The sequence below is a fragment of the Lentibacillus sp. L22 genome, assembly GCF_040812445.1.
Classification (GTDB): domain Bacteria; phylum Bacillota; class Bacilli; order Bacillales; family Amphibacillaceae; genus Lentibacillus_C; species Lentibacillus_C daqui.
Window position 1 is genome coordinate 1 of sequence record NZ_JBFNXI010000053.1, and the last position, 20,850, is coordinate 20,850.

Genomic DNA, 20,850 nt, shown 5'->3' on the forward strand with positions numbered 1-20,850 from the left:
CTCTCGGAATAAGAGTTCACCTGTATCGGATGAAAGTGCACCACCATCGTTAGATAATTTGATTTGGCGATTGAAATCTAGCGGTATTTGCGGTAAAGTAGCCAATATAAGAACCCCTTTCTGTTGGTTTTTGTTGGTACTTTAACTGTAACAGAAAATGGGTTCTTTTTTCATTTATTAGATGAATAAATGTTTTGGCTAAACCGACTGTCAGATAAGCATTTAAACTGTATTATAGAATTTCAGTGAATAATTCAGGCTGCATTATTTTTTTTCACGAATGTATACTGGCTAATTTCACTGTTAATGAGTGATTCTTCGCTATATTTCATCCCGTTGATGTTAATGATCGTAATCGTCATTAGTGTAGCGGAACAAGTGAAAATGTATAGTGACCATACCAATAATGCCAAGTATACAAAATATTGCTTTATCATTTTGTTCGGTACAAATGTGATGTTAATAATACCGACTTGTTTTTCTATGTCTTTCACTCAATTATATCCTTTTCTCTTAGATCAAGAGAAGTCTAGAATATTAGTTTTGGTTATTTTGACTATTGGGATACTATTAAGTTCATTTGTTCTCCATCGTTTATACAAGATTAAACATAATGAGGATAAGCATTATAAACGTATCAAGAAATATGAAGAAGCTATTAATGTATAAGGAAATGGGGTATTCCTATGGCAGAAGAAAATGAAAGTAAAGTATTTGCTCTTTTGGAAAAATATCTAATGGGTCCGATGGGTAAAGTAGCATCCTGGCGTTTTGTACGTGCAATTATGGCTGCGGGCATGGCTTCTATCCCGTTTGTAATCGTAGGTTCGATGTTCCTAGTGTTAAATGTATTACCGGAGACGTTTACATTTTTAGAAGGCTTTTTTGACAATACGTTTTTTAGATTTAGTGACTTGTATATGCTGGCGAATAAGGCAACTATGGGGATATTAGCGTTATATTTCGGCCTTGTAGTGGGATATGAGTATACAAAAATATTTGCTGACGAAGAAGAGTTAAATCTAAATCCCTTAAATGGCGCTTTACTAACTTTGTTTGCATTTTTTATGACCGTTCCTCAGTTAGTTTGGAAAAATGGAGAAATGTCTTTAATAGACAAAATGGGTGATGACAATATAATTGTTAATGGATGGGAAATGGTAGCGGATGGAGTAAGTCGTTTGGATGCTACAGGAGTGTTCACAGCGATCATTATGGCTATTATATCCGTACAATTATACAGATTGTGTGTGAAACGAAACTGGGTTATCAAAATGCCTGATCAGGTACCAGAAGGTGTTAGCAGATCATTTACCGCATTAATACCAGCATTCGTAGTTTCTTTCGTTGTCATCCTAATTAACGGTGTATTAGTTGTGTTAGGTACTGATATATTTAAACTAGTAGCAATTCCTTTTGGATTTGTTGTTCATTTAACAAACAGCTGGGTAGGTATTTTAGTGATTTTCTTCATAATCCATGCACTTTGGATTGTTGGTATACATGGGGCAACTATTATTTCAGGAATACTGACACCGGTCGTTCTTACAAATCTGCAAGCGAATATAAATGGAGCAAGTATTCCATTTGCAGGTGAGTTTCAAAACGCGTTCGTTGTTATAGGCGGTTCTGGTTCTACTTTGGGGTTATGTATTTTTATTGCATTTTTAGCCAAGTCGAAACAATTAAGCGTCTTAGGCAAATCAGCTATTGCTCCCGGTATTTTTAATATTAATGAACCATTGATATTTGGATTACCGATTGTATATAATCCATTCTTGGCTATTCCTTTCTTTTTAGCACCAATGGTTTCCGCATCAATAGGTTATTGGACAATTAAACTAAATATTGTTCAACCAATTATTGCACAGATGCCATGGCCTACCCCGGGAGGTGCGGGAGCCTTTATTAGTACAGGCGGAGACTATATAGCGATCATTGTTGCATTGATTTGTGCTATAGCAGCATTTCTCATTTGGTTGCCATTCATTAAAATGTATGATAAGAAGCTAGTTAAGCAAGAAAAAGGTGAAGATGCGTTAATTTGATTAAGGCCAGTAAGTCAACCGAAATTATTCACAACCTCGAAATAAAATAGAAAATAATAAGAAACGCCCTGATTTTATCTCGGGGCGCTTCTTTTATAAGGCGTAAGTGGCATTAATAAATACAGGGTTTACATTTCTTCAGCCAACATGTTTTCTTTTTCAATTTCCACATGATGACCTGCTTTCTTGTAAAGTTAACATTTGAATAATCGTCCTCAGAACACCGTCTTCTTCATTGGAACGGGTAATGAAATTCGCAGCATCTTTTGTATCTTGAACCGCATTTCGGACAGCAAAGCTATAGGTACTGCGGGTCATGAGCTCTATATCATTGTAGCCGTCTCCAAATGCCATCGTTTCTTCCGGCGTTACTTGCAATAACTGCTGTAGGTGTTCAACGGTGGTGCCTTTATGAACATTGGCATTAGCTATGTCAATCCAGGCTGCTTCCGATGCGACAATATAAGCTGACCCGAAAAAGCGAGATAGTTTTTCCCTGGTTTCGAAACATCGAAGGGCTGGATCGTGGACGGTAATCTTAACAAAATCCTCTTGAATCTCATTAAAATCGGATACTTGCTTTACTTGAGCATAGGACTTTCTGACAATAGCAGCTTCTTCTTGAGGAGTGTTATCTTTTATAACCGCACAATTTCTTGTACACGCAATAATGGTATGATCCAAGCTTATTTCCTCAAGTAAACGGATAATTTCCAGTCCTAATTGATTGCTTAGCAAGGATTCATAAACAAATTCGCCGTTATGCTTGATTCGGGTGGCACTATCCCCTAGGATCCATAAATCATGTGCATCATTACCAAATAACTCTTCAACACGTTCACATTGTTTACCGGTAACTGGAGCAAAAACAACGCCTTTTTCTTTCATTAGCCTTTTGACATCCTTGTATAGTTCCCTGTTAAAGTCACCACTATTATTTAAGAACGTTCCATCCATATCAGATAGCACCAATTTAATCATATAATTTTCTCCTTATTTTAAAAAAACGTTTGGGCTCATAGTTTACTAAAATCATGATTAATAATTTCAACTAATTCAAATTCATTATTCTCGTATTCAAATTTCAAAATACAACAATTGCCAATCTTTTCTTGTTGCGTAATGGAACTAGTATGTTCCCAGTATCTCATGAAATTTCTACAAGCTGCTCCATGGGATACGGCTAAAACAACTTTATTATCTTCTTCCATTATGTTTTGACATGTTTCAGCAACCCTTTTTTGAAATTCGGTTTGTCCTTCTCCGCCAAAGGTAACAAAGAAATCCTCATAGGGAAGTGGTGGGTTTAAGTCCTCACTCTCACCTTCAAATGTTCCAAAATTCCATTCCTTTAAACCTTTTAATCTCGTATAAGGTGTGTCGGTCACAATTTCCAAAGTATCACAGGCTCTTTCAGATGTGGAGCTATAGGCATCATCGAAAACTATATTGTGCTCCTTAAAATACTTTGCGGCAGTCTCTGCTTGTTTGATTCCTAATTTTGTAAGTGGTGAGTCACACCAACCTTGAATTTTCCTTCTCACATTAAATATAGTTTGTCCATGCCTCATTAGATATAATGTTTTTTTCATTTGTATGCACCTCGTATGATAGTTTAGAGTTCATATATAGCGCCTTACCAGTTGGATTTAGACAACTGGTAAGGCGCTATATGGTTTTTACCTCAAAATTAATGATGGATCATTTACGAGTAATCCTCATTGCTTCTTTATCATATAAGGCATTACGTTTTTAGTTCAAATTTCCGGCTACTTCATCTTTAACGGTGAGTCCATCTGCTTCCAATTCCACAATTTTTCCTGCAAACTGTGGTAAATATTTTTTATGGGCAATCAATAGTTCATCTAAAACACGCTTTGCAGTTTCACCACTAGGAATGAGTGGGTTGATAGTGAATGCTTGTAATGCCAAACCGTAGTCGCCGGTTACTGCTGCTTCTTCCACACATAACTCCATATTCTTCATTAATTGCAGCCAACCTTTTTCAGCTGGTTGAAGCGAGCCGAAAGCAATTGGTCTTGCTCCTGCTGCACCGATATAGGCAGAAACTTCGACAACGTCATCTGGAGCCAAATCAGGAACAGCGCCGTTATTCTTCGTTGAAACAACCATATGGGTATTTTTGTTGGCATAGATAGAAGTAATGGTTTCGCAAGCGGCATCCGAGTAATGGGCACCACCACGTTTTGATAATTGTTCAGGTTTATAATTTAAATTTGGATCCTTATACAACTCAAACAATTCTGCTTCTGTTTGTTTCACTTGCTGGGCCCTCGTACCAACATTTGGATCATTGTATTCTTCCAGCATGTGTTGCAACATTTCTTCATAGCGGTAGTAATAACGATGATAGCCACAAGGGATCATGTTCATCTGTTTCAGTTGTTCAATAAAGAATGGTGTATCATGAATATTTGCCGGAATACCCGAATCATTACCATACATTTTATCAATGATTTCAGAAGTAACATCATTTCCTTGTAAATCTTTCACGCGATGCCAGTGGAAGTGATTTAAGCCGGCAAAGGAATAAATAAGTTCATCCAAAGTTTTTCCGATTAATTCTGGTTCGGCCATCATGGCGCCAACTGGAACATTACACAAGCCAATAACTTTTTCCCATTTACCGTAACGAATAATGGCATCCGTTACCATTCCACTCGGGTTCGTAAAGTTGATTAACCAGGCATTCGGGCATAATTCCTTCATATCTTCCACAATGTTTAAAATAACCGGGATGGTCCTAAATGCCTTGAAAATCCCGCCAGCCCCGTTGGTTTCTTGTCCCGTCATACCATAGGATAAAGGAATTCTTTCATCTTTTACCCGGGCATTTAATAAACCAACTCTAAATTGAGTGGTTACAAAGTCAGCATCTTTTAATGCTTTGCGACGATCCAATGTTGTATGAACTTTCACATCATAAGGAGAAGCATCCCACATTCTTTGCGCCATCTTGGCAACAATGTCCAGCTTTTCCTTGCCATCTTCTATATCAACAAGCCAAATTTCTCTGATTGGAAGTTCTTCATATCTGTTAATAAATCCTTCCATCAATTCCGGAGTATAGCTGCTTCCTCCACCAATGGTTACAATTTTTACACCGTTTGCCATACATCATTCCTCCTCTTTCTTTCTATTATAAAAGGGTCGGAATGGGAAACAAGAGAACAGCGAACAAATCCTTTGCCGTTTACAAATCCATTTACAAAAATCCGTTATTTTTGTAAATGCTATTTACGGCGGGTCGTGTTATAGTATAAGTGGTGATTGATATGTTATTGACGGAAAAAATGAAAGGAGATATTTTCTCTCCATCTGAAAAAGGAATCGTTCGTTATATGTTTGAACAGAGGGAAAATATTCAAGGTAAAACAGCAAAACAGATCGCGAAAGAAACGTATACGCATCCCTCTACATTAATAAGAGTTGCCAAAAAACTTGGATACAACGGATGGGTCGAGCTGAGAAATATTTTTCTTGAAGAAATTGACTATCTGAACAGCCATTTTAATCATATTGATGCAAATTATCCTTTTAGCGAACAAGATAATGTAATGACCATTGCCAACAAAATGGCTGTATTGAATCAAATGACCATTAGTGACACGTTATCCTTAATAAACAATGATGAATTACAAAAGGCAACAGATCTTTTGAATCAAGCAGAAGAAATCAAGATATTTTCGTTGAACAACAACCTGGACATCTGTCATGATTTTAAATCACAGATGGTTCGGATTGGCAAAAAGGTCAATCTTTGTACAGTAGATCAAGGGTATGAGGCAGCCAGCTGCAATTCGAATACTTGTGCTATTGTTATTTCCTATACTGGGGAGACTTCTGGTATTATTGGTTTATTACCGATGTTAAGGAAGAAGGGGACTCCTATCATTGCCTTAACAAGTATAGGAGATAATACCTTAACAACATACGCGGACTGTATTTTCAGAATTACTACTCGAGAAAAATTGTACTCCAAAATAGGCAGCTTTAGTTCGAATGATTCCATCTCGTTTTTGTTGGATCTTCTTTACGGATGTGTATTTTCCAGGAATTATAGAAATAATCTGGAATATAAAATTCGTATTTCCAAATATTATGATCACCGAAAAAGTTCCAATGAAGTGATGCAGGAAGGTAATCACGATAATGTTTAAAAGACAAATACTAAAATATGAGAGAGAATAGGGGAGAGTAAGATGACTCGAAACATTATTTTTTTTGATATAGACAGTACATTGCTAGATGATGAAAAAGAGTTGCCCGATTCTACGCGAGAAGCGGTTCAACAATTACAGGATGACGGGCATATTGTTGCAATTGCTACCGGACGCGCACCATTTGCTTTTAAAGATTTAAGAGAAGCATTAAATATAACAACATATGTCAGTCTTAATGGGCAATATGTCGTCTACAACAATCAAGTAATCTATAAAAATCAGCTGGATTTCACAGCTTTAAGTCATTTAAACGAGGAAGCAACTAACAGTAAGCATCCATTGGTTTACCTTGATCATGAAGATTGGCGCTCAAGTGTGGAACATCATCCATTCCTGGAAGAAGCGATCACCTCTTTAAAAATCAACCAACCCGTTACTTTTGATCCTAATTATTATCGCAATCGTGATATTTATCAAGCATTATTATTTTGTGATGGGGAAGCCGAACAACAGTATAGAGAAAAGTTCCGTCAGTTTGAATTTATTCGTTGGCATCGTTATTCGGTAGATGTTTTGCCAAATGGTGGCTCGAAAGCAAATGGAATTAAAAATTTGATTCATCATCTTGGCATTGATCTGCAACATGCATATGCTTTTGGGGATGGGTTAAACGATATAGAGATGCTAAAATTCATTCCGAACAGTGTGGCGATGGGAAATGCTGAGCCTCCAGTTAAAGAAGCAGCCAAGCATATAACCAAAGATGTCAATCACAATGGTGTTTTTCATGGTCTGAAGATTGTTGGACTTTTATAGGATAATGATGAAGATGAAGCGGCAGGCAAAGTCCCTCGCCGCTTTTATGGCTAAACGGTAATTAAATTGGGGTAACTCGATCCCATTAGGCAGAATTGGAAAACCAGATGATATTACACGGGTAATAGCCTTTCTCGCATCTGATGAAAGTTCTTATTGCAACGGTGCTGAAATTGTTATAGATGGTGGCTTAATATTAGGAACCGATGTTTAAATACGTTCAGTTGAAATTAGCTGAAAAGGTACCATCCTTTTCAGGGTTATCCAAACACCCTTTTAAAGTAAAATTAATCAAGATTCATCATGGGACATATGACTGTCCAAGCGTTCCGTAGCGAGCTTGGATGGTCTTTTTTTGGTGGCAGGAGCCTATTTGTTGTTTTTATAAAAAAAAATAGTGACTTTTTGGATTGAAATGTAGTACAATCAGGTGTGGATTAAATTGGTGAAATAAGGAACAGCTCTTCAATCTGATATGTATAATCATGTTTTTACACATTTTACGCATACTGTAATTGATCTTTATTTTTTTATTAACAACCAAGGCACGGGAAAAAAGTTCGGCTCTTCCTTCAGGGAAGGGTTTAATTTACGTGTTACAGTTTTTGAAAAGGAGTAACATGGTATGGAAAAAAACAAAATGGCGCTTATCATCGTATTAGCAAATTTATTTTTGGCATTTTTGGGAGTTAGTCTTGTTATTCCCGTTGTGCCAACCATTATAAATGAATTACATTTATCCGGTTCAATTGCTGGATATCTTGTTGCGGCATTTGCCTTTTTACAGCTGCTGGCTTCACCGATTGCCGGAAAATGGGTGGATCGTTTGGGGCGGAAGAGAATGATTGTAATTGGATTGGTCATCTTTGCCTTTTCTGAATTTCTATTCGGTATTGGGCAGGATGTTGTTGTACTATTCATTTCGCGCATGTTTGGCGGTGTCAGTGCAGCTTTTATCATGTCCGCGGTTACGGCTTATATTGCCGATATTACTTCGCTTGAATACCGCCCAAAAGCACTTGGATATATGTCAGCGGCCATTAACACAGGATTTATCATCGGACCAGGAGTAGGAGGTTTTTTGGCAGGGATTGGAACCAGGGTACCATTTTTCTTTGCTGCTGGTTTTGCGTTGGTGGCGGTTGTATTTTCGGTTATTTTACTGCATGAGCCTGAGCGGCATCATGACGCTGTACAACAGGTGCCGGGAGCACAAACAACGGGCTGGAAGCGAATATTTACACCAGTCTATCTTATTTCTTTTTTGATTATCTTTATTTTTTCGTTTGGTCTGTCATCGTTTGAATCGTTATTTTCCTTGTTTGCCGACCATAAATTTGGTTTTACACCGACAGATATTGCCATTATGATTTCGGGTGGCGGTATATTAGGTGCGGTATTTCAGGTTGTCTTTTTTGGTTACTTTATCAAATGGTTTGGAGAGATTCGGTTAATCCGTTACTGCTTGATTTTCTCGACAGTTTTGGTGTTAATAATGACCTTCGTGCACGAATATTACACAATATTGCTTGTTACAGTAACTATTTTTGTCGGTTTTGACTTAATGCGTCCGACTGTTACTAATTACCTGTCAAGGATTGCGGGAAATGAGCAAGGCTTTGTTGCCGGGATGAACTCCATGTTTACGAGTATCGGTAACGTGATCGGGCCAGTGATTGGTGGGCTTTTGTTCGATATCAATTTGGATTTTCCTTTTTACTTCGCAGCTATATTACTGGCCATAGGTGTTGGCCTCACCTTTGTGTGGAAAGGGGTTGCCAGGGAACATGCGTAGGGGCGACGCAATTTGTGTTTTTAAATAATGCCCCCACTTCTACTTACCTTTTCAAAAATTAATCGAAGTGGGGGATACATCCCAAAACAATAAATCCCTTTTCTTATAAACGTTTAAAATGAAGATAGTTCAACCAAGCGGGTTACAAATGCCTGTTTTAATCCATGTTAAACAAATGGCGTTTTTGTAAATTGAGCCGTAAAATGAATATTGGAATAACAGGATAAAAATGTGTACAAACATTAATTTCGTGGTATAATGAACATAGAAAAGTTATAAGTGCATACAATAATAAAGACCGTCCATGCTGATACATGGAACGGTCACAATAGACTGAACCCCGACAAGAGGGGTTGGTAGCTCAGGAAAATAATCCCTCACTTACCGGCTAAAGTGCATGAGGGATTATTTTTTATGGTTTTTGTCAGACATAATAAACGCCACCAACATCCCGAAAGATATCATCAGCGTTAGTGCACTAACAATGTCCATTGGTAAGCACCTCCCTCCCCGGGAAGTCTCCCAACGAAGACTAACGGCAGGTCGACAGTGCTACCAAACCCCTCATGCGAAGCCAGTCTATTATGTTTATTGTAACATATTGCAATCATTTATACTGTAATTAATAAGGGATTTTTCGAGTGTTTTCATATTGGGAAAATATAAGAATAAAGATCTTCAAGATCAGGAGCACCATGCTTAGGCGAAAGCAGTGGGAGACAAATATGGAAATCATTGATGCAACTATATAAAACCAGAGCTACACAAAGATGCAGCTCTGGTTTTTAAATTTAGTTTTACAAATTCCCAATCGATAAGTACTTCGTTTCCAAATAAGGTTCAATTCCTTCGATGCCACCTTCACGGCCAAGACCGCTTTCCTTCATGCCGCCAAATGGTGCATGGGCAGCGGATGGTCCGCCATCATTCCAGCCAACAATTCCGAAGTCAAGGTGATCATGTAAGTATGTCCCGGTTCGGTAATCATTGGTGAAGAAATAGGCTGCCAGACCGTATGGCGTATTATTGGCGATTTTTACCGCTTCGTCCAGCTCTTTAAAAGTAGTAATCGGAGCGATCGGGCCAAATGTTTCTTCGTGCATGATATCCATGTTATCATCGACATTTTTTAATACAGTTGGATAAACAAAGTAATAGCCTTTGTCGTCATCAGTATCATATTTATTACCCACCAAAACTTCGGCGCCTTTTTCCACCGCATCGTTTACCTGATCAACAATCTTATCGTAGCCTTTTTTGTTGATGATTGGTCCAACATCCGTACCTTCATCCATACCATTGCCGACCTTGAGTTTTTCCACTTCTTCTCTCAGCTTTTTACCATATTCTTCAGCAACATTTTCATGGATAATCAGCCGGTTGGCACAGACGCAGGTTTGTCCGGCATTTCTAAATTTGGTTGCGATTGTTTGTTTTACGGCAAAGTCAAGATCGGCATCCTCTGCAACGATCAGCGGGGCATGACCACCTAATTCCATCGTTACATGCTTAACCGAGTCAGCGCTGTTCTTGATCAACGTTTTACCAACAGGAGTCGAGCCGGTAAACGTGATCTTCCGGACGTAATCGCTATTGGTAAAAATATCTCCGGCGACACTTCCGCGAGTATTTACACATTGCACAACATCCTCGGGAATCCCCGCTTCATGGGCTAGTTCGACGATGCGAATCGCAGTTAACGGTGTTTCGACTGCTGGTTTGACAATAAAAGAACAGCCTGCTGCAAGTGCCGGTGCCGCTTTTCTGGTCATCATGGCAGCCGGGAAGTTCCAAGGGGTAATTGCTGCGACAAGTCCAACTGGTTGATGACTGACAATAATGCGCTTGGATTCCGCATTTGCCGGAATGGTACGGCCGTAAATCCGTTTTGCTTCTTCGGCATACCAGTCAATATAACTTGCTGCATAGTCCACTTCGCCTAATGATTCATGCATTGGTTTTCCATTTTCCTTGGTCATGATTTCAGCGATTTCTTGTTTGTTTTCTTTTACTTTGTTGGACCATGCCTGCAGTAAACGGGAGCGTTCATGGGCATTGACTTTTGCCCATTCCTTAAAAGCCTTGTGTCCAAGCTCCAGTTTTTGCTTGATTTCCTCCTCACTATCCATTTTGACTTCCTTAATGACTTCCCCCGTGGCTGGGTTCGTTACGTTGAATTGATTTGACATTGTTAGTGTCTCCTTTAATTGTTTTTGTTTGTATCATGTATAGACCAAATCCGATGATGCACCAAATACCTAGAATAATCCATTCACTCGGCCAACTAAGTGAAGATGGCATACCGGGTAAATAGAAGCTTATGAAAAGAATACTTAATACAATTGCTAGTGTACCAACCGTGCGCCAGTATTTCACTTTGTATGGTCTGTGTAAATCTGATTCTGCCCTCCGTAATTGTAAAAATGAAATGGAAACAATAAGATACCCGACAACAATACCAACGCCACCAGCATTGACAATCCATACCAGTGCCGGTCTTCCCATAAATGGGGCAAGGAAGGCCAACACTCCCAAAAAGACGATCGCATTTGTTGGCGTTTTGTATTTTGGATGAATATAACCAAACCATTTTGGAATCATGTCACGAATGGCCATTGCATAAAGAATCCGGCTGGCACCGATAATAAATGCATTCCAACTTGTTATAATGCCGGCAACCCCGCCCAAGACAAGCAGTGTTCCAAACCATTGACTACCAAACAAATTCACCATCGCATCGGCAGTTGCCAATTCTGTTACAGCAAGTTGCGAATCTGTTAGCCCTACCGTAACCCCGAAAACAATTAATAAATAGAAAATAACTGAGGTAATAATGGAAACAATTAATATTCGGCCAATAATTTTTGGTGGTGCTTTTATTTCCGATGCCACTTGTGGAATAACGTCAAACCCGACAAATAAAAACGGGATCATAATGAGTACGGACATTGTTCCACCAACGCCATGCTTAAAAAGTGGCTGTACATTAGTCATATTCCCATTTTTTATTGCGCCAAACACTAAAAGGATTCCAACTAATACGATTGCGACCGTAAACACGGACTGGAAAATGGCTGCCGGCTTAATGCCAAAATAGTTAAGTGCTGTTAATAGTATGGCCCCAATAGAACCGATCATCACCCACGTTAAATAAACATCCCATCCGCCTAATGACCATAGATAAACTTGATGATGGACGGGGATAACGTAATCTATAACAGTTGGTAGTGCTACAGCCTCAAAAGTCATGACAGACACATAGCCAAATAGAACTGCCCATGCCGCAACAAATGCACTCCTTTTGCCAAATGCCCGTAGCACAAAAACAAGTCCGCCACCTGTTTCCGGTATTGCTGCTGCCAATTCAGCGTATGTCATGCCAATAAAGATAACCAAAAGCCCACCAATGATAAACGAGATCACACTTCCCAAAAATCCGGCAGTAGTTATCCATTCACCGGAGAGAACAACCCAACCCCAGCCAAGCATTGCTCCCATTGCTAAAAATAAAACATCGGTCATGGACATTGATTTGGAAAATTTTTTGTTCATGTTGTTCCCCCCTGATGTGTAAGTGATACTGTAATTTATTCAAAAGCTTTTTCCAAAATGTCCAGTCCTTTATTTAATTCTTCATTGGTAATAACAAGTGGTGCCAAAAAGCGGATCACATTGCCTTTTAGTCCAGCCGAAAGTAGTAACAGGCCATTGTCATTGGCATATTTCACAATTTCACTGGTTTTTTGTTTGTTAGGCAGTTTTTCTGTTCGGTCAGTAACCAGTTCAGCTGCAACCATCGCACCAAGACGGCGAACTTCACCGATATAGGCGTGTTTCTCCTTTAATTCGTTTAATTTATCTTCTATTTTCTGTCCGATTGTCTCCGCTTTTGCTGATAGCTGTTCTTCTTCCATTACATCGATGACAGCCAATGCAGCTGCACAAGCAACAGGGCTACCAGCGTATGTGCCGCCTAATTCACCGGGTTCAGCAGCATTTAAAATTTCATTGCGTCCAACTACACCGCTTAACGGCAGACCGGCGGCCAATGATTTTGATACGGTAATGAGGTCAGGTACGACATCGAAATGGTCGATGGCAAATAATTTTCCGGTTCGTCCAAAACCTGTCTGAATTTCATCGGCAACAAAAACAATGCCATGTTCCTTACAGTAATCGCTTACAAATTGGACGAATTTTTTCGGTGGAATGACAAAACCGCCTTCTCCTTGAACAGGCTCCATAACCACACATGCCACAGTCTCAGGTGCTACTGTAGAAAGGAAAAAATCTTCAAATTCAGCAATTTTTTGGTCAACATAAGCTTCCTCTGTCATGGTATCCGGCTTATGGTATGTGTATGGATATGGTGCTTGATAAACCTCTGGTGCAAAGGGGCCAAAGCCAAATTTGTATGGTTTCACTTTGCTTGTCATACTCATCGTCATATTCGTTCGGCCATGGAAACCACGGGTAAAGGAAACCACAGCTTGTCTGCCTGTATAGCGGCGGGCGGCTTTTACCGCATTTTCAACAGCTTCTGCTCCTGAATTCAATAATATCGCTTGTTTATCAAATGTGCCAGGTGTAATCTCGCATAATTTCTCGGCTAGATTAATATACCCTTCATACATCATCACATTGAAGCCGGGATGGAGAAAACGATCAACTTGTTGTTTGACAGCTTCGGTTACTTTTGGATGGGTATGGCCGACATTTAATGTACCAATTGCACCTGCAAAATCAATCCATTCTTTTCCTTCGATATCTGTTACAGTTGCACCGCTGGCATATGCGGCAATATTCAAATTCCCGTTACTTACACCACGCGGGATATACTGTTGTCGTTTGGCTTGTAATTCTTCTGTTGTTAGCAAAGATGTTGTCATCAAAAGTCACTCCTTCTTTCCAATATAGTGATAAGTATGACAAATATCTGGTATAATGAAAAGTACCAGTTGTTAATTTCTATAGGTACCAGATGGAGGATTATCTTATGTTGTTTACGTTGGATAAAATGGAGTGCAGAAAAAATCTATATCAGCAAATTTATGAACGTTTAAAGGAACATATGATGAACGGTCGATTGCAGGCTAATGAAAAGCTTCCTTCTAAACGGCAGCTTGCCGAGCAATTGCAGGTCAGTGTGAATACTGTGACAAATGCTTATGAACAGCTACTGGCAGAAGGATATATTTATACCAAAGAAAGAAAAGGTTATTATGTAGAAAATATTACCCCGTTTATACAGAGAGGAAGCCTGCAGAAGTTACCGAAAGATTTGAAAGAATGCACGCAGAACAAAGAAGGCTGGCTCTCCCTATCCCATATGACATCCGATATATCCATGTTTCCCGTTCAGGAATGGATGAAATGCCAGCAAAAAGCGATTGCCAATCATAAACGTGAACTATCGGAGCTTGGCCATTTTCAGGGACCATATATGGTACGGCAAACGATCGCTCGGATGATCGCGATGTCACGTGGAGTGGTTTGCGAACCGGAACAAATTGTTATTGGCGCGGGCACACAATTGTTAATTCGCAATTTAATGGGATTAAGCAAGCGGGACAGCGTTGTTGCAGTAGAGGATCCGGGTTATTCCCGTTTCTATACGCTTTTGAAAAATATGGGCTTTGATGTGCGTGCACTTCCTATTGATGACAAGGGGATTGCCATGGATGAGGTTGATGACTGCAGCATTAATTACTTGTTTGTCACCCCGTCCCATCAATTTCCCACTGGTAAAATTATGCCGATTAACAGAAGGATTGAATTATTGAATTGGTCAACCCAGGGTCAGGATCGGTATATTATCGAGGATGATTATGATAGTGAATTTAAATATGAAACCGATAGTATTCCATCATTGCAAAGTCTGGACCAAAATCAACGGATCATTTATACAGGTACGTTTTCCAAAACCATCCTGCCCGGGTTGCGGATCAGCTACATGGTATTGCCGCCGGATATGTTAAGGAAATACCGGAAACATTATCGGCATCTGATGCAAAGCAGTAACGCACTATCGCTGTATACACTATATTATTTCATTGAAACAGGAGCATATGCGCGTCACCTTAAACGGATGACACACCATTACGAATCGAAACGCAAGGAATTAATGGGGCAGATCCGTGAACGCTTTGGGGAAAAGGTGGCCATAGAAGATATTCCGGCCGGCTTGCATTTTTTGGCTCGGTTTCAAACAAAGAAATCATATGAAGAAGTAGAAGAAGATGCAAAAAGGAAAAAGCTAGAAATCTATTCGATGCGCCGATTTATGTTGGCGAATAAGTATCAAACGCCGGGGGTAGTTGATCTGGTGTTGGGATTTGCCAATATTCAGGAGGAGCAGATCCCGGAAGCGGTGAAGCGGTTGGAGCGGGTTTTGCTAGGGTAGAAGGATTGATCACACGATGTTCAGGCCGAAATCTACCACGTGTTTCTTGGCGTGGCTTTACGGATCGCTGATAGAAAGCTCGGAATCGCTGATAGGCAGCTCAAAACCGCTGATAGGAATCCCGAAACCGCTGATAGGGAGCTCGGAATCGCTGATAGGAATCCCGAAACCGCTGATAGAACGCCCGTAACCGCTGATAGGCAGCTCAAAACCGCTGATATATTATTGGACCCATGATAAAAATGACAAGTTCCGTGTTGTTTCGTGGCTGTTTTGGTAATCCCTACTGTCTCGCGGGCTGCTGAAAAAGTGTGAACAAGGTCTGTCGCAAATTTGATATAACGCATGAGAACATAACTGCATGCGTTTTGTCGGCAGGGGATTTTTTCAGCAATTCCTGATTGCCTTTCTGCGAGTAAGCTAAAAGTCTTGGTTTCCCGAAAAATAGATCAAAAGGCACTTCGAAATTATGCCGAATGTATCATATAATTTAGTTTAATTGGTTTGTTTTCCCATTCGGAATATATCACGGGACGCAGAGGTGAAAATGATGAATGCAGTGACTCTTGGCAGTATAGCGTCTGTTCAAGGTGCAATCAGCGGGTTGCGTCTACAGTTGGAGGCGAAAAGAGAGGAATTAGAACGGCTTAATCGGGCTTTATCGGAATTGTCGGATTGCCAAAATGATTTTCATACGAAAAAACCACTTTGTTTAAAACCGGAATTAACGGCAACTACCTGGTTCGGGGAGTGGGCTGATGATTTTGACTCCATAAGAGAAAATGAATTGCAAGAGAGCTATGTTGAAATCTCCGATGAACAATTGGATGATGCAATTTCCAAGTTGGAAGCAAAGATTCAGGAAATCAAACTAGAGATTCAAAGTCTGGAGGCAAGTATCGCAGCCCAGCGTACTATAATTGCTGGCCTGTACGCACAGGGAAAGGGGGACAAATAAATGAGTCAGGAAATTAAGGTCGCTCCGTTTTCAATTGAGTCGGCATTGGCGGAATTGCAGGCGGCTGGGGAGTCATTGGAGACGACTTTTGCCAAGGAAATAAATGGAGCGAACATCCTTGATATGGTCGAAAAAATCAACGAAATGAAACAAACGTATGAAGAAATTTTAACCTCCTACAAAATGTTGTTGAAGAATAATGCGGACGAGACCGGGGTGGCAATTGACTCATTTGTGGAAAATGAAAAAGTGATTGCGGACGCCATTCAATTTACACGATAGTTTTCAGATTGCACTGGCACTGAGGGATCAAAACAAGTAGATAAAGTTAAGGACGTTGGGATACAGGCAAACAAGTCAACCAAGAATACTACAACTTTATGGGATATTAAAACAACAGCTGATAAAAAATTGAAATATAAATTTAATGGGGAAAATGTTACCGCATATCGTGATCCAAAAACAAAATTATGGTGGGCAAAAGATACAACTGGACAAGGTGATTCAGCTTTTAAAGTTTTTAAAGAAGCAAAAGGTGGAAAAGAGCTTCACTGGTTGGCAGATTCAGATAAATATGGAAACTTTATTCCTGATAAGCATAAAAGTCAAACTGGAACCGTAATAAAAATAAAATAGGAAAGAGGTTTATAATGTCTTTAACAAGTACAGATATTGAAAAACTATTTAAATTAGGATTTAAGAGACCTGAATACGCTGATGATGTTTATCCTCAGGATGTTTATGAATATCAAAATGCTACATGGACGGTGGGAGGAAGAATTGCCCCCTCAAGTTATTTATTATGTGACGAAGAAATTTATAAACAAGGAACTTGGATTCCTTCATTGGAAGATTATATAATCTGGTTAGAAGAAAATAATTGTACGTTTAACTTATCTTTTGATGGGTTTAGTTATAAAGTTTTGGTCACTTGTGTCAATGAACAAAACTATAAAGGAAAGGGAGTTTCGCTTGAAGTAGGTTTATTTAATGTTACCATCCAAATACTTCGGGATTTTGGTGGTGCACCCGTACAAAAAAAATATAAGGTAATTGATGCGGAGATTATTGAAAAAGAAGATCTCTAAAGGAAGAGCCAGAATGTTTATTAAGTATGATGAATATGACCTATTAGAACTTTTTCAGAATGAGCCAGTTAGTATAACAGGTAATCCGGATGACGGGGAATTACTTTATTCATGCAAGGATAGTCAAAATTTTAAAGTGATTTTAACTTTGGATGTATATAGGCAAACGTGTAGTCTTAGTATAACATATAATGATGCTATAGTATTTGTTGGTGATTTTACCAGTGTTACCAGCATGAAGAAATTTGACAATAATATGATTATCTATATTGATGAAAAGGAAAAGATAAAAGTTAAATTTTCCAAACAAATTGGAGTAGAATTAATTTAAGTTTTGTTATTTCATGATGTGCCAGCACAAATTTATTACCATGTGGATAATGTGAAACAGTTTCCGAAGGGCCAAAACAGTATAGGCCATCACGTATTATTAAATATTGATGTGCTTCTTCCACTAGTTGAAAAGCTCAATCAAATCGGTGACGTAAAAGTAGATTACTTGGTAGCTGATCTAGGTTATTTTGGTGAAGAAGTCCAGACTACATCGTTGAAGGAACACGACGTCGCAGTGGTAACCGACTTTAAAAAGAACACGACCATCCCTGAAACTTGCTCTCCAAAAGGGGTGCCCGAATGTGAAGCTGGGCATGAGCTTATTTGGGATGGCTTTGATAAAGAAACCCAAACTTCCTGGTTTAACGGTGACGAAAGTAAATGCATGTCCTGTCCTTTACAGGCAATGCGTGATAAGCAGTTTAGTTTTTCCTTTGAAGAAAATCCATTCTTCTATGGACCTGTACCACAGGGCTCTGAACTGCAAAAAGAGATGCTTCATTATCGTAAACAAGTTGAACTAGGTTTCGCTCATGAGTCAAATCAATTGGACTCGGTCTTGCGTCATAAAAAGGTTCCTGTCAAAACAACGGAGAAAGTGCAATCCTTTTTCATTATGAGAGACATGTTTAGGTTGATTGAACGCATGATCAAACATGTACGAGAAACGGTTTTGCCCAAAGATCATGTTGAAAAAATTAAAGAGTTGCATAAACAGCAAATTGAGCAGATGTCATTGCCTTTAGCTGTTTAATCTCCAAGTTTATCTATGCTTCAAATGGTTTTTAAAAACCTATTTATATCCAAAGGGGAAGTATGTCCTTTTTTTGACTACAAATTATTGAATATTCAATTAAAACCTCCGCAATTCACACCATTTACTTTCATTTCCAATTATGGGGGTAAAGATTACTTACTCCGGTTCATATTCTTTAAAAAAGATACTTTTTGAACACGCTCTAATAGGGGTAGATATGGTAAAAATGAAATTAAAGATTAAAAATGATTCAAACAAATTAAGGTATATATCCATTATCAGACAAAACTGTAACGCAAGTATTGATAAAATTAAAAAGGATATAGAAAAGATTCTGTACTAGAGTGCGACTATTTTGATACGGATGAATTAAAACAGTTTCAAACGATAATTGATAAATTAATTGATGAAAAGGCCAAGGTTTATCTGTTTCAGGATGAAAGCGAAGTACCAATTGATAACATCAAAAATCTTATAAACACACATAAGCAAATTGCACAAGAAAGGGAAAATTTGGATGATGAAATTTTAGGACATGATTGATAAATATGGGTGTAATCTTGCTGAATCTTAGAAGTCCTTCCTATTGGATAAAGAATGTGACTTCTTTTATAAAACGGTAAAATAGATAGTTAGTTTAACAAAAACCTTGATTGGCATTAAGCCTTTCAAGGTTTTTTGCTAAGTTAGAACCGGAGTTTGATAGAAGATCTGCAAAAATAATCAGCTCCCAGCAAACATCAGCGCCACAGGGAGAAAGAGAATATTATGCGAGAGAACCGATTACCTTTGAAGATAAACGAAAGGTGATGGGTGGTAACTCTGACTTGGCTGGAGATCCATATATGATGGGGCATATTACTGTTGCCGGGGCAAATTTCATGTTTGATGATATTGTGACTATCGCGGATTCAAATGCAACAGCGGCCGATAAGATGATGGCCGGATTGTTTTTGTTTGGGAAGCCGGTTAAGTTGGTAGACAAGGGGTATGATTTATATCGGAGTGCATATAAGACTAGGAAGGTTGATAAGGGAAATGCTGTAAGTGAATTTGCGGGAAAAATTAATGCAACTAATATTCCTAACATGTCTAAAAAGGATATATTGGATAACCTGCCAAATAAGTGGAAACACACTGATCATAATGGCTTTATTCACATTAGAGATAGTAAAGGAAACATCAGAATGAAAATTGATCCTCCTGACAAAGTTACAAAATATGATCATGTTCATATATTTGATGAAAATGGTAACCCGCTTGATATAAACCTGAACATCGTGGATAGAAAAAGTCCAGATGCTCATATTCCATATGAAAATGAGGATGATTAATATGAAAGCACAACAAATTCAAAGCAAAATTGAAAACATGTACTACTGGGATGCAAGAGTATTAAAAATGGACTCCAACTTTTTTGGTGATGAGATTACCATTGTGTTTGAAGACACGGATTATAATGTAGAGTTATTGTTTACCGGTTGTTCGAAGTTCGTATTTGTAACAAGCGTTGACGATAGATTAAAACCTTTAAGAGAATTAACTAAACCTCAAATTCCTTATTTTATTCAGAATGTTGAGATTGAAGATATACAGATAGATGAAAAAGACCTACTGAAATGTAACATTTTAATGCCACCCTTAAATGTAGAAGTTGTATGTACTGATGTTATTATAAACAAAGCCTAATTAAAACCTTGGTTAGCTTAGGTCTTTCAAGGTTTTTAGTTACGGTTAAATAATATTGGATTTTTGGATTTCATCAAAAACATTGCCCGATGTTCTACATGAAGCATTGCAGAAACAGAACCAGTTCAATCGGGATGCGTAGCGGTTTGTCACGATGATGTACCCTAATTATGATGTTTCCAATTACATATAGGAATCTTGGCAGGAATATAAACAATGTCACGCCATTTGTATCGATGGCATGGTGGTAGCTATAAGAAAAGCCTGCCTGGTAAACCACTAGATGATACAGTTGATAATGATTTTTAAGGGAGGATATAAATATGTCGGTAATACTTTTAGTGGTAGAACAAGATGAAAATCAAATGAAATACTTACCCACAATAAGAAAAAATACAAATTTGGGATTTTCTGAGATTAAAAAAAGAATTGGAAATGTAAGTCCGATAATGGAATGTAATCTGTTTAAAGATGATGAGGACGGCGCAAAACTTAAAAAATTAATAAATGACCTGAATTATTCACTGAAATTCTATAATACAGTTTAAATGCTTATCTGACAGTCGGTTTAGCCAAAACATTTATTCATCTAATAAATGAAAAAAGAACCCATTTTCTGTTACAGTTAAAGTACCAACAAAAACCAACAGAAAGGGGTTCTTATATTGGCTACTTTACCGCAAATACCGCTAGATTTCAATCGCCAAATCAAATTAGTATGTGTCAAGTTTTTCTCGATGTTGCTTTCATACCAATATTTCAGGCACCATCATTTTGTA

At 38.5% G+C, this 20,850-nt stretch carries 21 protein-coding genes and 1 pseudogene; 15 read left to right on the plus strand and 7 right to left on the minus strand.

Annotated elements, in window-relative coordinates; genetic code table 11:
* Positions 1-254 precede the first annotated feature (254 nt).
* On the minus strand, positions 255-494 hold the full coding sequence (locus ABRT01_RS16055; RefSeq protein WP_367748547.1) for a hypothetical protein: 240 nt from the start codon (positions 492-494) through the stop codon (positions 255-257).
* 192 nt (positions 495-686) lie between these two features.
* Between ABRT01_RS16055 and celB the strand changes: the two genes are divergently transcribed.
* Entirely contained in the window at positions 687-2,048 is a 1,362-nt protein-coding gene (gene celB / locus ABRT01_RS16060; protein ID WP_269409948.1) for a PTS cellobiose transporter subunit IIC, read from the plus strand.
* A gap of 159 nt (positions 2,049-2,207) precedes the next feature.
* Here the strand turns inward: celB and ABRT01_RS16065 are convergent, their stop codons facing one another.
* The 3 genes from ABRT01_RS16065 to ABRT01_RS16075 form a co-directional block, all read right to left on the minus strand.
* Positions 2,208-3,029: an HAD family hydrolase gene (locus ABRT01_RS16065; RefSeq protein WP_367748550.1), complete on the minus strand. Its 822-nt coding sequence runs from the start codon at positions 3,027-3,029 to the stop codon at positions 2,208-2,210.
* Between the two features lie 35 nt (positions 3,030-3,064).
* The gene (locus tag ABRT01_RS16070) at positions 3,065-3,640 is read right to left on the minus strand and encodes a histidine phosphatase family protein (protein ID WP_269409946.1); all 576 of its coding nucleotides are present in this window, start codon (positions 3,638-3,640) and stop codon (positions 3,065-3,067) included.
* 160 nt (positions 3,641-3,800) lie between these two features.
* A complete protein-coding gene (locus tag ABRT01_RS16075) occupies positions 3,801-5,183 on the minus strand; it encodes a 6-phospho-beta-glucosidase (protein WP_269409945.1) in 1,383 nt (460 codons plus the stop codon).
* A 161-nt stretch (positions 5,184-5,344) separates the two neighbouring features.
* Between ABRT01_RS16075 and ABRT01_RS16080 the strand changes: the two genes are divergently transcribed.
* The 4 genes and pseudogenes from ABRT01_RS16080 to ABRT01_RS16095 all read left to right on the plus strand — a co-directional run bounded on the left by ABRT01_RS16080 (position 5,345) and on the right by ABRT01_RS16095 (position 8,843).
* Entirely contained in the window at positions 5,345-6,229 is an 885-nt protein-coding gene (locus ABRT01_RS16080) for a MurR/RpiR family transcriptional regulator (RefSeq protein ID WP_367748554.1), read from the plus strand.
* 42 nt (positions 6,230-6,271) lie between these two features.
* Complete coding sequence (locus ABRT01_RS16085; RefSeq protein ID WP_269409943.1) at positions 6,272-7,048, plus strand: Cof-type HAD-IIB family hydrolase; 777 nt, start codon at positions 6,272-6,274, stop codon at positions 7,046-7,048.
* A gap of 73 nt (positions 7,049-7,121) precedes the next feature.
* Positions 7,122-7,262: pseudogene (locus ABRT01_RS16090) on the plus strand (SDR family oxidoreductase); the annotation flags it as partial.
* Between the two features lie 411 nt (positions 7,263-7,673).
* On the plus strand, positions 7,674-8,843 hold the full coding sequence (locus ABRT01_RS16095; protein ID WP_269409942.1) for an MFS transporter: 1,170 nt from the start codon (positions 7,674-7,676) through the stop codon (positions 8,841-8,843).
* 797 nt (positions 8,844-9,640) lie between these two features.
* Here ABRT01_RS16095 and ABRT01_RS16100 read toward each other — a convergent pair.
* The 3 genes from ABRT01_RS16100 to gabT are packed head-to-tail and all read right to left on the minus strand — an operon-like array spanning position 9,641 to position 13,732.
* Positions 9,641-11,032 carry an NAD-dependent succinate-semialdehyde dehydrogenase gene (locus ABRT01_RS16100; protein ID WP_269409941.1) on the minus strand — a complete coding sequence of 464 codons (1,392 nt, stop codon included), beginning with the start codon at positions 11,030-11,032 and terminating at the stop codon, positions 9,641-9,643.
* Positions 10,983-12,395 carry an APC family permease gene (locus ABRT01_RS16105; RefSeq protein ID WP_269409940.1) on the minus strand — a complete coding sequence of 471 codons (1,413 nt, stop codon included), beginning with the start codon at positions 12,393-12,395 and terminating at the stop codon, positions 10,983-10,985. The genes ABRT01_RS16100 and ABRT01_RS16105 overlap by 50 nt, the downstream gene beginning before the upstream one ends.
* A gap of 35 nt (positions 12,396-12,430) precedes the next feature.
* The gene (gabT, locus tag ABRT01_RS16110) at positions 12,431-13,732 is read right to left on the minus strand and encodes a 4-aminobutyrate--2-oxoglutarate transaminase (protein WP_269409939.1); all 1,302 of its coding nucleotides are present in this window, start codon (positions 13,730-13,732) and stop codon (positions 12,431-12,433) included.
* A gap of 107 nt (positions 13,733-13,839) precedes the next feature.
* On the opposite strand from gabT, the gene gabR reads away from it, so the two are divergent.
* The 10 genes from gabR (at position 13,840) to ABRT01_RS16160 (ending at position 20,619) form a co-directional block, all read left to right on the plus strand.
* Positions 13,840-15,246: a MocR-like transcriptional regulator GabR gene (gene gabR, locus ABRT01_RS16115; RefSeq protein ID WP_269409938.1), complete on the plus strand. Its 1,407-nt coding sequence runs from the start codon at positions 13,840-13,842 to the stop codon at positions 15,244-15,246.
* 550 nt (positions 15,247-15,796) lie between these two features.
* Positions 15,797-16,204: a YwqH-like family protein gene (locus ABRT01_RS16120; RefSeq protein WP_367748561.1), complete on the plus strand. Its 408-nt coding sequence runs from the start codon at positions 15,797-15,799 to the stop codon at positions 16,202-16,204.
* On the plus strand, positions 16,205-16,486 hold the full coding sequence (locus ABRT01_RS16125) for a YwqI/YxiC family protein (protein WP_269409937.1): 282 nt from the start codon (positions 16,205-16,207) through the stop codon (positions 16,484-16,486). It begins immediately after the preceding gene.
* A gap of 129 nt (positions 16,487-16,615) precedes the next feature.
* Positions 16,616-16,840 carry a hypothetical protein gene (locus ABRT01_RS16130; protein ID WP_269409936.1) on the plus strand — a complete coding sequence of 75 codons (225 nt, stop codon included), beginning with the start codon at positions 16,616-16,618 and terminating at the stop codon, positions 16,838-16,840.
* 14 nt (positions 16,841-16,854) lie between these two features.
* Positions 16,855-17,292, plus strand: coding sequence for a hypothetical protein (locus ABRT01_RS16135; RefSeq protein ID WP_269409935.1), 438 nt, complete (start codon positions 16,855-16,857; stop codon positions 17,290-17,292).
* A gap of 13 nt (positions 17,293-17,305) precedes the next feature.
* The gene (locus ABRT01_RS16140; RefSeq protein WP_269409934.1) at positions 17,306-17,623 is read left to right on the plus strand and encodes a hypothetical protein; all 318 of its coding nucleotides are present in this window, start codon (positions 17,306-17,308) and stop codon (positions 17,621-17,623) included.
* 51 nt (positions 17,624-17,674) lie between these two features.
* Positions 17,675-18,379 (plus strand): hypothetical protein, encoded by a 705-nt coding sequence (locus ABRT01_RS16145; RefSeq protein ID WP_367748566.1) that lies wholly within the window; start codon positions 17,675-17,677, stop codon positions 18,377-18,379.
* Between the two features lie 830 nt (positions 18,380-19,209).
* A complete protein-coding gene (locus tag ABRT01_RS16150) occupies positions 19,210-19,716 on the plus strand; it encodes a hypothetical protein (RefSeq protein ID WP_367748569.1) in 507 nt (168 codons plus the stop codon).
* 1 nt (position 19,717) lies between these two features.
* Complete coding sequence (locus ABRT01_RS16155; protein ID WP_269409931.1) at positions 19,718-20,071, plus strand: hypothetical protein; 354 nt, start codon at positions 19,718-19,720, stop codon at positions 20,069-20,071.
* A 323-nt stretch (positions 20,072-20,394) separates the two neighbouring features.
* Positions 20,395-20,619, plus strand: a complete 225-nt coding sequence (locus ABRT01_RS16160) for a hypothetical protein (RefSeq protein ID WP_269409930.1) — start codon at positions 20,395-20,397, stop codon at positions 20,617-20,619.
* Positions 20,620-20,850 lie beyond the last annotated feature (231 nt).